Below are 13,517 nucleotides of genomic sequence, written 5' to 3' on the forward strand. Positions count from 1 at the left end.
TCAGGGCTTCCAGCCGCGTTCGCTTGCGGCCTTTTCTGCTTCGGCGTCGAGCGCGCCGCCTGCGGCCATATCCTGTGCGGCGGCGAGCAGATCGGCCTCGCTTCCGGCCTGGCGGAACTGCCCCCCGGCACTTTCGCCCAGCGCGAATTGCTGTTCTATCTTCCAGCCGGTGTCGTCGCGGCAGGCGATCCCTCCCTCGCTGCCGCCCCGCCACGCGCGGCACAACCCGCCGCCGTCGCGTTCGAAGCTGAGCAGGATGCGGGTCTCAGCATCGGTGGGCTGGGTGGCGACCAGCTGGCTGTCGAGTGCAGCGGCGAGCGCCGGTTCGGCATAGCCTTCGGGGCTCGCGCCGTTCCATGGTTGCAGCACCGCCAAGACCAGCGAGGCCGCCAGCGCAGGCCCCGCGATCGGCCCCCAGCGCCGCAGCACCGGCACGAGGCCGCGCTTCTGGCGTGCGGCTGCAAAGCTGATCACGTCGCCGCCATCCGCTTTGTCCTTGTTCTGCCCGCCGGAAAGCAGCGCGGCGAGATGCGGCGGGACGGCCTGTTCGGCAATCGGCGCGTAGTGGGCTGCAAGCCGTTCCTTGAGAGCACGGTGCGCCGCGATCCTGGCGACCAGCGCCGGATCGGCCGCGACCGCCGCCGCGACGCGCGCGCCCTCGACCTCGTCCAGCTCGCCGTCGGCATAGGCGGCAAGAATGTCATCGGTGATGTTCATTCGTTCACCTCCAACAGCGCCATCAGCGCGTCGCGCCCGCGCACGAGCCGCGAATTGAGTGTGCCGACCGGACAGCCTACGATCGCGGCGGCTTCCTTGTAGGAATAGCCCTCGACCATCACCAGCAGCACCGCCTCGCGCTGATCGGCGGGCAGGCGTGCCATTGCCCGGTCGACCAGCGCCAGCTCGACCCCAGCCTCCTGCCCGCCATCGGCACCCACTCCAAGACCGGCTTCCTCGTCGACGAAGGTCTCGCCGCGTCGCGTGCTCGCCCGTCGCTCATCGATGAAGATATTGCGCATGATCCTGTACATCCAGCTGTCGAGCCGCGTTCCTTCCTGCCACTGGTCGCGGCGGGACAGAGCGCGCTCTATGGTCATCTGGCACAGGTCGTCGCCATCGGCAGCCGAACCGGCAAGACCGATCGCGAACCGCCGCAACCGCGGCAGCAGCTCAAGAGCTTGCTGTTCGAAGCTTCTGGACAGCGTTTTGTGCCTTTCTGAAGGATGAAACGGATGGCGGCGTTCGTTTCATCCATGCTTAAGATGAAATGATCGAAGGAAATAGAGATGCGTCCGCTTCTGCCCACCATTCTTGCCGCGATGGCGCTAGCCGCCGCACCGCTCGCCGCGCAGCTGCAATTGCCGCGCGTGCCTGGCGTGGGCGGGATTGTCGGCAATGTCACGGGCACGGTGGACGACACGCTTGAGACCGCCGACCGCCTGACCGCGCGCGAGGCGCGGCGCCTGCTGCGGGTCCGCGATCAGACGCTGGCGCGGCTGCTGCGCCAGAACAGCGACGTGATCGAGCGCGATGTGCGCGGGGAGCTCGCCCGGCGGGGCGAATTGCTCGCGATCGAGGCCAGCGCTGCCCAGATCGCACAGCTGGAAGCGGCGGGATTTCGTGTGCTCGGCCGTGAGCGGATCGAGGGATTGGACATCGCGGTCACGCGGCTCGGGATACAGTCGGGCCAGTCGCTCGCACAGGCACAGGCGCGCGCCGCCGCCATCGTGCCGGAGCTGGAACTGGGCGCGGACAATCTGCACTTCGCCGCCGGAACGGTTGTTGCGGCTTCTACCTCGGCCCCGCTCGCGGTGTCGCTTGCCGCCGCTCAGGCCGCGCCGATCACCGTCCCCATCGGCATCATCGATGGCGCACCGGGCAATGCCGTGCCGGTTGCCGCGATCAAGGGATTTGCCGAGGGTGCGCCAACGGCCTCGGACCACGGGAGCGCGGTGGCGAGCCTTCTGCGGGCGACCGGGGTGCGGACCATCCGGGTGGCGGATGTCTATGGGCAGGAACCCGCAGGCGGCAATGCGCTGGCAATTTCAAAGGCGCTCGGCTGGCTCTCTGCCAGCGGCTGCAAGGTGGTGACGATCAGTCTCGTCGGCCCCCGCAATCCGCTGGTTGAACGCGCCATCAAGGCGGCGCGCGAGCGTGGCATCATCATCGTCGCAGCGGTCGGCAATGATGGCCCCGCCGCGCCGGCCGCCTATCCCGCCTCCTACGACGGCGTGCTGGCGATCACCGGCGCAGACCGAAAGGGACGCGCGCTGATCGAGGCCGGACGGGCGCTGCATCTCGACTATGCTGCTCCAGGGGCGGACGTGTATGCGTTCGACGCGAAGGGACGGAGCAAGCTGTGGCGTGGCACCAGCTTCGCCACGCCGCTGGCTGCCGCACGGGTGGCCGCCGCTCTCTCGAATGGCCAGCGCTGGCGCGCCGCGCTCGACACAGAAGCGCGCGACCTTGGCGCCAAGGGCGCAGACAAGGTGTTCGGCCGCGGTCTGCTTTGCGGCGGCTGCGGCAAGAAATGAGATAAATTTTCCATCCGCGTGAATTAAACCTCGCGGCCCGTCCGTTTTCCTTTCGAGCGAGCGAACACACCGGCTCGCTGTAACTGACGAAAGGATATGGACATGAAGAAGCTCATTCTGGCCGCAAGCGTTCTTGCGCTCCTTCCCGCTACCGCAAATGCGCAGCTGCTGGGCGGCGGCGGTCTTGGCGGGGGCCTCGGCGGCACCATTGGTGGTACCGTCGGTGGAACGCTCGACACTTCCACTCGCAGCGTGCGCGGCGCGGTCGACGGCACTGTGCGCGGCGAAGGCACGACCCGTGGCAGCCAGTCGGTTGACGCGCGGCGCGGCACGGTCTCGGCCGAGCGCAGCGCAGGCGGTTCGCTCACCGGCTCCACCGCCAGCCTTGCCGACCTCGTCGTTCCGCCGATGACCGGGATGGCGAGCGCGAACGGAACCGGTTCGGCGAGCGGACAAGGCTCTGCCAATGCCCAGCTGATCGGCACCGATGCAGTGACGGGCGCGCTGGCACCTGCGGCTGGCGAAGCGCGCGGCCTTGCCACCAATGCAGCGGGAACCGCCACCGGAGCCGCAAGCGATGCAGTCGCTGCGGCGCCCATGCCCGGCATGTCTACCCTGCCGGGTGCGGGCATGATCAGCGGCAACGGGGGCGGTTCGGCTGAAGGCAATGGCGCGGCTTCGCTCACCAACCCGCTGCTTGCGGTGGCTGGCTCGGCTGCTGCCGCTGGCGAGGGCGCGGCCACCGTCGCTCCCGGCATGCCGGTGATGACGTCGGAAGGCGCCTCGCTCGGCAAGGTGCGCCAGGTTGTCGCCAACGGTCGCGGCGAAATCGAGCAGGTCGTGGTCAAGCAGGGCAAGGTTACCCGCACGCTGCCTGCCGGCATGTTCAGCGCCTCGGGGAACGCGCTGGTGGCTGGCAACGCCAGCGGCAGTGCTGTCGCTGAAGGCGCTCAGCCTGCCCCGGCCACGGACGCTACGGGCGAATAATAGACCTGCCCCCGCTCCGCCGCGTTTTCCCGATGAGCGGCGGACTGACAACTGAGGGCGGTCACATCCTGTGGCCGCCTTTCCTTTTTTGGATAAGCTGCAACTACACCGCGCCGTCTGAGGTGCCGTTACACCAGGGCCGCACTTAAACCCTTGATGTCGGCTTCCGGTGAAGTCTGTCGTTCGACACGGCGCTCATAAACGACGGCTAGGTCCCAGAACGGGCAATTGAGACCTGCTGGTCCACTGCGCGCGGCGATCCCGGGGGCAACGCTTTCAGGCTTCGATTTCCTCGTCGAGTGGGGGGCTGGGCTCTAGCTAAAAAGCCCGAAACATAGGCACACCGTACGCGACTAATCGCTGCTCTATTGCCCTGAATTCACTTATAAAATAGGCAAGAACTGCATGTGGCAGCTTCTCAATCAAATCCGACTGGTCAATCGGATCCGATTAATTGGACGTTATGCCACTGAAATTCCGTCAAACTTTGCCAAGGCCAGTCATCCGGATCTGATTGACGATTCCCAACTTCAAGTTCGAACCGGACTGTCCCAGGTTTTCCACAAGCATCCAGGAAATTTGGGGTGTCGGTTGGGGGCCAGAAAAATTTTACCGTGGAAAATTGGTTGGAAACATCAATTAAATATGCCAACTTTTGGCTTCCCGCTACCCGCTCCATTCCCTTTCGAGCCGTTGCACGCCGCTGCCTCAGCCGTCTTCCCCCGTGATCCGCTGCATCACCCATCCGGCGGTCAGGCCGTGGATGATGGTTGAGGCGAAGATGCCGAAGGCGACGGCGGCCCAGAGCCGTTCGATGCTGCCGAAGCTTGCCTCGCTCGCGGCGTAGGCGACATAGAACACCGTGCCGATCCCGCGCACGCCGTAGAACGACACCGCAGCCCGGTGCGTTCCGCCTAGCGTTCCGCCTGCGAGCGACAGCCATGCGACCACCGGACGCACCACGATCAGGCTCAGGGCGATCAGCACCGCGATCCGCCAGTCGAGCCATGGCCACAGCTGCGGCAGGCTCGCGCCGATCGCGACAAGGAGCATCGCGGTCAGTGCATGTTCGATCGTTTCGCTGAAGCTGTGGAGCGAGGTGTGGAAGCTGTGCTCCGCCTCCTCGCGGCGCAGCAGCAGGCCCATCACGAACACCGCGAGGAAGCCGTAGCCCTCGGCGAGTTCGGTCAGGCCATAGGTCGCCAGGATCGCCGCCAGCGCGACCACGCCGGCATTGGCGTCTGCGAGGGTGTGGCCGTGCGGCACGGTGAAAAAGCCCTTGCCCAGCAGCCAGCCCGCCGCTGCTCCGCAGCCCAGACCGACTAGGATTTTCCAGACGACGTAAAACCCCGCCCACGCGCCCCAATCGAGCGTTCCGGCGGCGAGCAGGATCGCAGCATAGACGAAGGGAAAGGCCAGCCCGTCGTTAAGCCCGGCCTCGGTGGTGAGGGCAAAGCGCAAGGGGTGTTCTCCGCCCTCGCGCGGCGGGCCGACCTGCAAGTCGCCCGCCAACACCGGATCGGTCGGCGCGAAGGCCGCGCCCAGCAGCACGGCAGTTGCCAGCGGCAGCCCCGCCCACAACCCCAATCCGGCAATCGCTGCAATCGTCAGCGGCATCGCGATCAACACCAGCCGCAGCGCCGGGGTCCAGCGCGCAAAACTGGCGATATTGTCGATCCTGAGGCCCGTTCCGAACAGCGCCACAATCACCGCGATTTCCGCCACCACCGACCACTCGGGCGCGTTGGTCACGGGATTGAAGACGGCGGGCATCCCCGGCACCAGCCCGAGCACCGCCGCGCCGAGCACCACCAGCAACGCAGACGCGGTCGGCTCGCGGCCGCCAACGAAGCGCGGCAGCCAGAAGGCCAGGATGATCGCCGCTCCGATCCCGGCCAGCGCGATGTGATATGGGGTGAGGTCGAAGGTCATCGGTTCAGCTGGAGCACTTTCCGACGTTGAAAGCAAAACGGCGACCCGAGCGCTTTCGCATTCGGGCCGCCGTCGGGAGTTCGCACGCCTGTAGAGCGAGGGGGAGAGCGGCGTGCGAAGGGGGAGAGTTATTCAGGCTTAGTCACAGCGTCTTCGACCGCCGCTCCGGCCTCGGATGCGGCATCGCCGATCTGGCCCGCCGCTTCGCCGACGTCGCCCGCCGCTTCGGCAATGGCGGTATCCTTGGCGGCTTCGGCGTTGGCCATCTGGCTGATCATGAAGATACCGGCAACAAGTGCGACCAGTGCGAGAACCACCAGCGCCCAGCGCGCGCCGCCGCCGGCGCTGCTGGCGGGTTCGCCATGGGTGATGGTGTGGGTGGTATGCGTGCGTCCGAGGCTGTCGGTCGTTTCGGTAATGCGTTCTTCGGTCATGTTTCGATCCTCCCTTGGGGGGCGTGTGCGGGATGAATTGCACCGCCGAGGGAATGTTCCATCACCCAGTGACGCGCGGTTACGGTCAGCTCTCCTCGCGGATCAACCGGTCGGTGGTGACACCGCGCGCGTGAAGGGCGGTTGCGACCGCGTCTTCCATTGGCGGCGGGCCACACAGGTAGAACAGCCCGCTGAAATCGGTGACAGCCCGGTCGAGATAGTCGCCATCAAGCCGCGTGTGCTCGGCGCCCGGCGCAGGTTCTTCGGTCAGCAGCAGATCGAGCGCGAGGCCCGGCATCGCCTCCAACTCATCGCGCAAGATGATGTCGCGGGCGCGGCTGTTGGTGAAGATCAGGCGGTAGCCATCGAGATTGCCCGCTTCGGCCTGCCGCGCGCGCAGGATCGCGATGAAGGGCGTGATCCCGGCTCCGCCTGCGATGATCGTTCCGGGGCCGCGATCCTCGATCGCGCCCCACGGATCGCCGATGATGACCTTGTCGCCCGGCGTCATCTGCCCGATCCGCGCAGTGACGCCATCGTGATCGGGGTAGGACTTGATGACGAATTCCAGCAGCGAGGAACCGGGCAGCGAGGCGAAGGTGAAGGGCCGCTTCTCGTCGCGCCAGCCATCGCGGTCGAGCGCGAGTTCGGTCGCCTGTCCGGGGCTGAAATCGAGACCCTCGGGCCGGGGAAAGGTCAGGGCGTTGACGTTGTGCGTCACCGGGCGGATCGATTGCAGGCTGAGGGTGTGGGGCATCGGCAACTCCTTGTGTTCGGAAGGCCAACCGGCTGGGCGCGGGGGATGTTCCATCGCCCTGTCCCATGTGCGCGGAGCAGGTTCGGTGAGCTCGCACAGCGCTTCAAAATTTTTTCGTTTGGCCATGAAACAAAGTCGGTTCGGCGCACTTTCCCCTGACGCATCCCGAAGTGACCCGGATGCGCCCCGATTGACTGAGCCCCGCCACGCTTCGCGCTGGCGGGGCTTTTTTCGTGCTGTCGGACGAGCGCAAGCGCTACAACAAACACCCGGCGAGGGATGCCTCGCCGGGTGTCGTGAGATCGCGATGATTTGGTGTGGCGAGGATGCCGAGCGTCAGACCGCGACCCGTTCCGTCTCGCCTTCGATGATGGACTTGATCGCCGCACGGGCCCGGTTGAGGCGGCTCTTGATCGTGCCAATCCCGACCCCGACGATGTCGGCTGCGTCCTCATAGCTCATGCCTGCCCCGGCGATCAGCCACAGGACTTCAGCCTGATGCTCGGGCAGCCGGGCCATGGCCGTATCGACATCATTGACATGAAGCGCGTGTTCCTGCGTCGCTTCCTGCACCAGCGTGCGCTCAGCGACTTCGGGGTCGAGCGACGTCTCGCGCCGCAGCTTTTTCGCGGCGCCGTAAAAGTGGTTGCGCAGGATGCGGAACATCCACGCGCGGAAATTGGTGCCCGGCGTAAAGGTGTGGCGCGAGGCCCAGGCCCGCATCATGGCTTCCTGCGTCAGGTCATCGGCCAGATCGGGGTTGCGGCACAGCCCGCGTGCGAAGGCGCGTAGCGAGGGGATGAGCCGGACCATGTCGCTGCGAAACTGTTCGTAATCGTCATCGGTCGGGGCGTCGGTTGTGGTCGCTTCCATCACGCTTCGCCCGGCCGGGTCTTGCCCAGTTTGGCCACGAGGTCCGCGAAATCATCGGGCACCGGCTCGCTTTCGATCCCGTCGAAAATTTCGCGCAGCGCCGCCTCGATCGGATCGAAGGCCGGAATCTCGGCAGTGCGGGCGGCAGTGGGAGGGAGCTTCTTTTTCATCATAATGTCTCGCGCTGCGGAAAGACCGCGGGCGGCATCCTTTGCTGGGGCTGTTCCTGACTGACATCGTCGATGCGATGCAGGCCTTTCAAGCGCCCCGCCAAAAAAATGTTCCCTGCGGGTGGAACTTTTATCCTGAGTACCGCTTGGCGGATCAGGGAGTAAAGAGCCACCATGACATTCCAATCCGAAATCGCCCGTGAACTGCCCTTTCTGCGCCGCTACGCGCGCATGTTGACCGGGACGCAGGAGGCTGGCGATGCCGCCGTCCGCGAAACCCTGCAGGTACTGATCGCCGCACCCGAAGAACTACGCTCGGACACCGCGCCGCGCGTGGAACTCTACCGGGTCTTCCACAAGCTGTGGGGAGACACCTCGCTGCGCTCGATCGATCTGCCCACCGCGGTGATCGGCGCGCTGCCCCATGCCGCGCGCAAGGCGCTGCTGCTGACAACGATCGAAGGCTTCACCCATGCCGAAACGGCGGTGATCCTCGATCTCGATGAGGACGAGTTGCGCGATCGCATCGCCGAGGCGCGCGAAGCGGTCAACGCGATGCTGTCGTCGCGGGTGATGGTGATCGAGGACGAGGCCGTAATCGCGCTGCATCTCAAGCAGCTGCTGATCGGCATGGGCAATGATGTCGCCGCAGTCGCACGCACTGCGAGCGAGGCGATTGCCGCCGCGCGCGATGTGCGGCCCGAGCTGATCCTCGCCGACATCAATCTTGCCGACGGGTCGAGCGGGATCGACGCGGTCGACCAGATCCTTACCGAGATGACGGTTCCGGTGATCTTCATCACCGCCTTCCCGGAAAAGCTGCTGACCGGCGACCGGCGCGAACCGGCCTATGTGATCGCCAAGCCGTTCAATCCCGACGATGTCGCCGCCACGGTGCTTCAGGCGCTGCTGGTCAGCCGTGAAACCATCGCCCGTCCCGAGCCTGTCTGAGCCAGAGCAAGCACGGCGCGAAGCGTCGTCTTGCCGGGGCAATCCTGCCCGCCGCGCCCGTGCCCGGCTGCGAAACACGCAGCCGGTCGGCCGCGTATCAAGTTGAACCATGACAATCCGACCTTTCGACCTGCGCTTGCTCTACCTGCCCGATCCCGCCCGCGAGGATCGGGGTCTGGTGCAGGCGCTGGCCGAGAAGGGGTTCGATGTCACCGCTATGCCCGGTCTGGATCGCGGCCTGCCCGAAGGGATCGTGGCGGATGCGGGCGTAGTGCTGATGGACGGCTCGCAGCTGCCGCACTGGCGGTGGCGGGCGGACGATCCGCCGGTGGTGGTTCTGCTGCCCGATAGCGATCCGGGTGCTGCCGCCGACGTGCTCGAGGTCGGTGCCAGCGACTGGGTCGCGGAGAGTGAGGGGCCGGATTTCGTGCGGCTGGTGGCCACCGTGCTGCTGCGTGCTGCCGCTGCCGACCGGACGGCCCGCGGGGCCCGGACGGCCGCCGACGACGCCGCCGTCATGCGCGAGCGGGCTGAGACCCTGTTCACCGAAATCCGCCACCGCATCGCCAATTCCATGGCGCTGGTCGTGTCGGTGGCGCATCTGCAATCGGCAATGATGCCGCCCGGCCCCGGTCGCCGCGCGCTCGACGATTTCGCCGACCGGGTGCTGGCCATCGCGCAGGTGCACAAGGGGCTCTACACCGCATTCAATGTCGGTGCGGTCGCGCTCGATGCCTATCTCGGCGGGGTCGCGCGGGAGCTTCAGCGTAAGCATGTCGGGCGGCGCGCGTTGAGCGGGATTGTGTTCGAGGGCGATCCGATTACCGGATCGGTCGACACCGCGATTTCGCTCGGGGTGGTCCTGTCCGAACTGGTCTCGAACGCCGCGCGCCACGCCTATGGCGACGAGCAGCGCGGCGAGGTGCGCGTGACGCTGCGGCGGGTCAGTGCGCTCGAAGCCGCTCTGATTGTCGAGGATGACGGGGCTGGTGTCGCGCATGGCGAAGCTTTTGCCGAAGGGCTCGGGTCGCAGCTTGTCGCGGTTCTCGCGCATGGGGTGGGCGGGCACTTCACCTTGCGCCCGCGCGAACGTGGCACCACGGCGGTGCTTACCTTCTCGACGGTCGAGCCCTGAGAGGCCACGACGTCGTGGCCGAGCCAACATTTGTTACATATATTGGATTCGCCAAGCGCAAGTGCGAGTTGTAGGGCGACACGATGGCCGATCAGCGCGTTCTCGACATTATCGACGCAGGTCGCCTGCTTTACACCGCGAGTCCCTCGCCGATGCTGATCTATGCCCCTGATCTGACGCTGCTCTATGCCAACGCGGCCTATGAACGCATGATCGGACGAAAAGCGGAGGATCTCATCGGCCGCCACATGTTCGATGCCTTCCCCCCCGGCCCGGGCGGCGACGAAACCAACGCGGTGGGGATCATCGAAGATACGGTCGCGCAGATGGAGCAGTCCGACGATCCGGTGATCATTCCCGAATTGCAGCACGATCTGCCCAACGAGTCGGGCGAGTTCGAGGATCGGTTCTGGTCGGTGGTGCAATGGCCGATCCGGCAGGATGGCAAGCTGGCCGCGATCGTGCAGCGGTCGGAGGACATTACCGTCCAGATCCGCCAGCGCCGGTTGATGGAGACTGTGCGGCAATCGGCCGAGGCCGTTTCCGGCATGTCGTTCTTTTCGTACAATCCGGTCACCGACCGCTTTGCGCGCGGTGCCGAGATCGACGCGATGTTCGGTTTCGAACCGGATGAGGCCGGGCCCATGGCTGCGCCGTTCTTCGCACGGATCCTGCCCGAAGATCTGCCCGCCGTGCATCAGGAGGTCGATCGCGCCTTTGCGGGCGGGGCGGGCACCAATGCTGCCTATGATTACCGCGTGGCGATCCCCGGCGATCCGCGCCTGCGCTATATCCGGGTGCGGGCCGGGGTGGAGCGTGATCCGAAGGACGGCATTCTCAAACTGTTCGGTGCCTTTGTCGATCTGACCGATCTCGAAAACTCGCGCCAGCAGCTGCGCGAATTGTCTGAACGCAATGCCGCTCTGGTGATGGAGAGCAACCACCGCATCAAGAACTCGCTGGCGATTGCCTCGGCGATGCTGTCGTACCCGATGCAGGCGAGCCAGGATCCGGTGGTCAGGCAGACATTGTCGGCGGCCTCGACCCGGATCATGGCGATCGCCGATGTGCATGGCGAGCTGTTCGGCGACACCGGGGTCGAATGGGTCGATGCCGGTCGTCTGCTGGAACGCTTCGCCCGAAGCTTCGCGCGCACCGTGGATCATGAAGGCGCCACGTCCCGGATTGCGATTACCACGCAGCGCGTGATGCTGCCGTCGCGCTATGCGGTCACGATGGCGCTGATGGTAAACGAATTGCTGACCAACGCGGTCAAATACGGCCTGTCGGAGGGTGGCGGCTGCGATGTCAGGGTCGATCTTTCCGCGACCACCGGCATGGCGCATCTCGCGGTCGAAAACGCGGTGGCGGACGAAAGATTCGCGCAGATCGTCTCCGAAGGGGTCGGCACCGAACTGGTCCAGGCCTTTGCCGCCCAGCTGCGCGGCACGGTTGAGACGCGCGAGGACGAGGGGAGGTTCCGGGTGGCATTCGAATTTCCCATCCCTGACGAAGACGAAGCCACGCGCGAGGCCGATCCGCGCACCGCGCTCTGAATTGCGCTCCGAAGCCCCTGCGCCGCAGGCCGTGCCGGGAAAGGGTCAGTCCGAGTGGCCCGGCCACCGCCGGTGGAACATTTGCCCCGCCATCCTCTTGTTTCGTTCATACACGTAACAGGAGAAGCACCATGTTTAACTGGGCAATCGCATTTCTGATCATCGCCGTCGTCGCCGCCCTTCTTGGTTTCGGCGGAGTCGCCGGCGCAGCCACCAACATCGCCTTCATCGTCGCCATCGTGGCGCTGGTGCTGGCCGTGTTCGGCTTCATGCGTCGCCGCGCATAAAGAGCCGGCAAGGCAAGACTTTTGCCAAGCTAGAGCGGGGTGCCCGAGCGGGCGCCCCGCTTTTTTGTGTGCAGTGCGGGGCGAGCGGTGAGAAGGCAGCCGGGCAGGCGCCTCACCACATCAGATCGGCGCCGTACAGATAGGCCGGATCGAACTGGGCGTACTGCTTCAGATTGTCCCAATCATTGGCATACAGCGTCCCGCGGCGGATTTCGGCCAGCTCGATCTCGCGCAACTTGGCCACCGCGCGGTTGGCGTGAACAGCGCTGACGCCGCACATGTCGGCGAGGTCGAACTGGGTAAAGGGCGCGCGCACCACGCTATCTTCCGCCCGCCTGGTGAAGGCCAGACGGGTGTGAAGCTCGCAATAGATATGCGCGATCCGGCGCGGGGCATCGTGCTGTTCGAGCATCTGGATCCAGCGGCGGTGCACGGCGGCATCGAGCAGCGAGGCAAACCACAGCGCCCGCGCCAGCGTGGGACGGGTTTCGAAGGCGTGCCCGATCGCGGCATGATCGACCTCGACCAGTTCGACATTGCCGACCGCAACGATGTCATGATCCAGCCGCCGCAGCGCAAAGCCTTGGAGGTCGACGAAATCGCCCGGAACGCACAGGCCGACGATCGAGCGCCGCTCGCCGCGCGCGATCGTGCGAAACATCAGCCCTTCGCGCAGCAGGCAGGCGTGGGTCAGCACCTTGCCGCGGCGCGTCAAGGTCTCCCGATCCCCCAGAACGAAGCGGTCGCCCGCCATCGCCTCGAGGTGATCGAGGTCCTCGCGCGCCATTTCATGCCGCAATCGTCCCGCCAGAAAGCTGCCGGTCAGCGGATGCTGCGGCCTGTCCGGCACCAAAATGTCCCTCGCCATCCGTAAGGCGATAGGTGCGCGGTGGAACGAGCGTCTATTGACGGATGTTAACTTCATTGCGGTTCTCGCAAATAAATTTGCAGTCACAACAAAGAAGCGGTCGAAAGCGGCGATGTGCCACGCCCCGTGCCAGTCAGCGCACGGGCTGCCGCACTTGCATCAGGTGCAAATGTCCCGGCGCAGGCTGAGCGCGCCTTCGCCGTAGAGATAATCGGGCTCGAACCGGCCGAAATCCTCGAGCAGTGCCCGGTCGGCAATATCGACGCGGCCGCCGCGCATTTCGGCGATCCCGGAATCGCGCAGCTCGCCCATCGCGCGGTTGACGTGAACCGCGCTCGCGCCTGACAGCTCGGCCAGCGCCGCCTGAGTGAGCGGTGTGGCAAAGCCGCCCGCATCGCCCAGCCCCACCATCTCCAGCCTGCGCCACACCTCGGCAAAGATATGCGCGATCCGCCGCGCGGTGGTGAGCTGTTCCAGCTTCATCACCCATTCGCGGTGCATTGCCGCATCGAGCAGGGTCGAAAACCAGAACAGCCGGGCAAGATGCGGATGCTCCTTCATCACGAAAGCGATCCGGTCGTGCGGCACCAGGCCGAGCGTCACCGTGCCGATCGTATCAATGTTGTGATCCAGCCGGCGCAGCGCGAAACAGTGCAGATCGACGAAATCGCCGGGAACGTGGAAACTCACCCCGTAGCGCTGCAACGGCCCGTCGAGCGTGCGCAGCACGAAGCCGTCGATCAGCATGGTCGATTGGGTGTAGACCTTGCCCTTTTCGAGAATGCGGGTCGGGCGGGTGAGGGTAACGGTCTCTTCGATCAGCGTTTCGAGTAGCGCCTTCTCGTCCGCCGACATGTCGTGGCGCAGACGGCCCATCAGGAACCGCCCGGTCTGGGGGTAGGCGGCGAGCTCGGCTGCGATGTCATCGGACTGCATAGGCTCACCCCCTTGTTCGTGTCGCACCCGCACACGCCGCCAGCTTGCAACACACGCACCATCCTGCGCAAGCGCGTTCATGGCTGGCTGATGCATT

At 65.6% G+C, this 13,517-nt stretch carries 16 protein-coding genes; 7 read left to right on the forward strand and 9 right to left on the reverse strand.

Annotated features, from left to right (window positions below; translation table 11 throughout):
- Window positions 1-717: a hypothetical protein gene (locus BZF59_RS00135; RefSeq protein ID WP_086606208.1), complete on the reverse strand. Its 717-nt coding sequence runs from the start codon at window positions 715-717 to the stop codon at window positions 1-3.
- Window positions 714-1,157 carry an RNA polymerase sigma factor gene (locus tag BZF59_RS00140; protein WP_245805944.1) on the reverse strand — a complete coding sequence of 148 codons (444 nt, stop codon included), beginning with the start codon at window positions 1,155-1,157 and terminating at the stop codon, window positions 714-716. Before BZF59_RS00140 ends, BZF59_RS00135 begins: the two co-directional genes overlap by 4 nt.
- Before the next feature lie 129 nt (window positions 1,158-1,286).
- On the opposite strand from BZF59_RS00140, the gene BZF59_RS00145 reads away from it, so the two are divergent.
- The 3 genes from BZF59_RS00145 to BZF59_RS15920 all read left to right on the forward strand — a co-directional run bounded on the left by BZF59_RS00145 (window position 1,287) and on the right by BZF59_RS15920 (window position 4,295).
- The gene (locus BZF59_RS00145) at window positions 1,287-2,534 is read left to right on the forward strand and encodes a S8 family serine peptidase (protein WP_245805943.1); all 1,248 of its coding nucleotides are present in this window, start codon (window positions 1,287-1,289) and stop codon (window positions 2,532-2,534) included.
- A gap of 102 nt (window positions 2,535-2,636) precedes the next feature.
- On the forward strand, window positions 2,637-3,521 hold the full coding sequence (locus BZF59_RS00150; protein ID WP_143738029.1) for a hypothetical protein: 885 nt from the start codon (window positions 2,637-2,639) through the stop codon (window positions 3,519-3,521).
- A gap of 405 nt (window positions 3,522-3,926) precedes the next feature.
- Complete coding sequence (locus tag BZF59_RS15920) at window positions 3,927-4,295, forward strand: hypothetical protein (RefSeq protein ID WP_143738033.1); 369 nt, start codon at window positions 3,927-3,929, stop codon at window positions 4,293-4,295.
- Here BZF59_RS15920 and BZF59_RS00155 read toward each other — a convergent pair.
- The 5 genes from BZF59_RS00155 to BZF59_RS16130 all read right to left on the reverse strand — a co-directional run bounded on the left by BZF59_RS00155 (window position 4,230) and on the right by BZF59_RS16130 (window position 7,687).
- Window positions 4,230-5,453 carry a cation:proton antiporter gene (locus BZF59_RS00155; protein ID WP_086606228.1) on the reverse strand — a complete coding sequence of 408 codons (1,224 nt, stop codon included), beginning with the start codon at window positions 5,451-5,453 and terminating at the stop codon, window positions 4,230-4,232. The two genes, BZF59_RS15920 and BZF59_RS00155, sit on opposite strands and share 66 nt — an antisense overlap.
- A gap of 128 nt (window positions 5,454-5,581) precedes the next feature.
- Window positions 5,582-5,887: a hypothetical protein gene (locus BZF59_RS00160; RefSeq protein WP_086606229.1), complete on the reverse strand. Its 306-nt coding sequence runs from the start codon at window positions 5,885-5,887 to the stop codon at window positions 5,582-5,584.
- Between the two features lie 85 nt (window positions 5,888-5,972).
- Entirely contained in the window at window positions 5,973-6,644 is a 672-nt protein-coding gene (locus BZF59_RS00165; RefSeq protein ID WP_086606230.1) for a ferredoxin reductase domain-containing protein, read from the reverse strand.
- Between the two features lie 336 nt (window positions 6,645-6,980).
- A complete protein-coding gene (locus BZF59_RS00170; RefSeq protein WP_086606231.1) occupies window positions 6,981-7,517 on the reverse strand; it encodes a sigma-70 family RNA polymerase sigma factor in 537 nt (178 codons plus the stop codon).
- Complete coding sequence (locus BZF59_RS16130) at window positions 7,517-7,687, reverse strand: NepR family anti-sigma factor (RefSeq protein ID WP_158094219.1); 171 nt, start codon at window positions 7,685-7,687, stop codon at window positions 7,517-7,519. Before BZF59_RS16130 ends, BZF59_RS00170 begins: the two co-directional genes overlap by 1 nt.
- Window positions 7,688-7,861: 174 nt before the next feature.
- Between BZF59_RS16130 and BZF59_RS00175 the strand changes: the two genes are divergently transcribed.
- The 4 genes from BZF59_RS00175 (at window position 7,862) to BZF59_RS00190 (ending at window position 11,616) form a co-directional block, all read left to right on the forward strand.
- On the forward strand, window positions 7,862-8,638 hold the full coding sequence (locus BZF59_RS00175) for a response regulator (RefSeq protein ID WP_086606232.1): 777 nt from the start codon (window positions 7,862-7,864) through the stop codon (window positions 8,636-8,638).
- A gap of 109 nt (window positions 8,639-8,747) precedes the next feature.
- A complete protein-coding gene (locus tag BZF59_RS00180; protein ID WP_086606233.1) occupies window positions 8,748-9,773 on the forward strand; it encodes a sensor histidine kinase in 1,026 nt (341 codons plus the stop codon).
- Between the two features lie 83 nt (window positions 9,774-9,856).
- Window positions 9,857-11,329: a sensor histidine kinase gene (locus BZF59_RS00185; RefSeq protein ID WP_086606234.1), complete on the forward strand. Its 1,473-nt coding sequence runs from the start codon at window positions 9,857-9,859 to the stop codon at window positions 11,327-11,329.
- Window positions 11,330-11,460: 131 nt separating this feature from the next.
- Window positions 11,461-11,616 (forward strand): DUF1328 domain-containing protein, encoded by a 156-nt coding sequence (locus BZF59_RS00190; RefSeq protein ID WP_086606235.1) that lies wholly within the window; start codon window positions 11,461-11,463, stop codon window positions 11,614-11,616.
- A gap of 112 nt (window positions 11,617-11,728) precedes the next feature.
- On the opposite strand, the gene BZF59_RS00195 is transcribed toward BZF59_RS00190, so the two are convergent.
- Window positions 11,729-12,466: a Crp/Fnr family transcriptional regulator gene (locus BZF59_RS00195; protein WP_245805947.1), complete on the reverse strand. Its 738-nt coding sequence runs from the start codon at window positions 12,464-12,466 to the stop codon at window positions 11,729-11,731.
- A gap of 177 nt (window positions 12,467-12,643) precedes the next feature.
- The gene (locus tag BZF59_RS00200; RefSeq protein WP_086606237.1) at window positions 12,644-13,420 is read right to left on the reverse strand and encodes a Crp/Fnr family transcriptional regulator; all 777 of its coding nucleotides are present in this window, start codon (window positions 13,418-13,420) and stop codon (window positions 12,644-12,646) included.
- Window positions 13,421-13,517 lie beyond the last annotated feature (97 nt).

Source organism: Erythrobacter donghaensis (assembly GCF_002155425.1).
Classification (GTDB): Bacteria; Pseudomonadota; Alphaproteobacteria; order Sphingomonadales; family Sphingomonadaceae; genus Erythrobacter; species Erythrobacter donghaensis.

Excerpts from the sequence above, each read along its gene's own strand:
- BZF59_RS00150 (WP_143738029.1), top strand. The coding sequence starts at position 2,637 with ATGAAGAAGCTCATTCTGGCCGCAAGCGTTCTTGCGCTCCTTCCCGCT.
- BZF59_RS00175 (WP_086606232.1), top strand. The coding sequence starts at position 7,862 with ATGACATTCCAATCCGAAATCGCCCGTGAACTGCCCTTTCTGCGCCGC.
- BZF59_RS00190 (WP_086606235.1), top strand. The coding sequence starts at position 11,461 with ATGTTTAACTGGGCAATCGCATTTCTGATCATCGCCGTCGTCGCCGCC.
- BZF59_RS00155 (WP_086606228.1), bottom strand. The coding sequence starts at position 5,453 with ATGACCTTCGACCTCACCCCATATCACATCGCGCTGGCCGGGATCGGA.
- BZF59_RS00180 (WP_086606233.1), top strand. The coding sequence starts at position 8,748 with ATGACAATCCGACCTTTCGACCTGCGCTTGCTCTACCTGCCCGATCCC.
- BZF59_RS00200 (WP_086606237.1), bottom strand. The coding sequence starts at position 13,420 with ATGCAGTCCGATGACATCGCAGCCGAGCTCGCCGCCTACCCCCAGACC.
- BZF59_RS00160 (WP_086606229.1), bottom strand. The coding sequence starts at position 5,887 with ATGACCGAAGAACGCATTACCGAAACGACCGACAGCCTCGGACGCACG.
- BZF59_RS16130 (WP_158094219.1), bottom strand. The coding sequence starts at position 7,687 with ATGAAAAAGAAGCTCCCTCCCACTGCCGCCCGCACTGCCGAGATTCCG.
- BZF59_RS00165 (WP_086606230.1), bottom strand. The coding sequence starts at position 6,644 with ATGCCCCACACCCTCAGCCTGCAATCGATCCGCCCGGTGACGCACAAC.
- BZF59_RS00145 (WP_245805943.1), top strand. The coding sequence starts at position 1,287 with ATGCGTCCGCTTCTGCCCACCATTCTTGCCGCGATGGCGCTAGCCGCC.
- BZF59_RS00135 (WP_086606208.1), bottom strand. The coding sequence starts at position 717 with ATGAACATCACCGATGACATTCTTGCCGCCTATGCCGACGGCGAGCTG.
- BZF59_RS15920 (WP_143738033.1), top strand. The coding sequence starts at position 3,927 with ATGTGGCAGCTTCTCAATCAAATCCGACTGGTCAATCGGATCCGATTA.
- BZF59_RS00170 (WP_086606231.1), bottom strand. The coding sequence starts at position 7,517 with ATGGAAGCGACCACAACCGACGCCCCGACCGATGACGATTACGAACAG.
- BZF59_RS00185 (WP_086606234.1), top strand. The coding sequence starts at position 9,857 with ATGGCCGATCAGCGCGTTCTCGACATTATCGACGCAGGTCGCCTGCTT.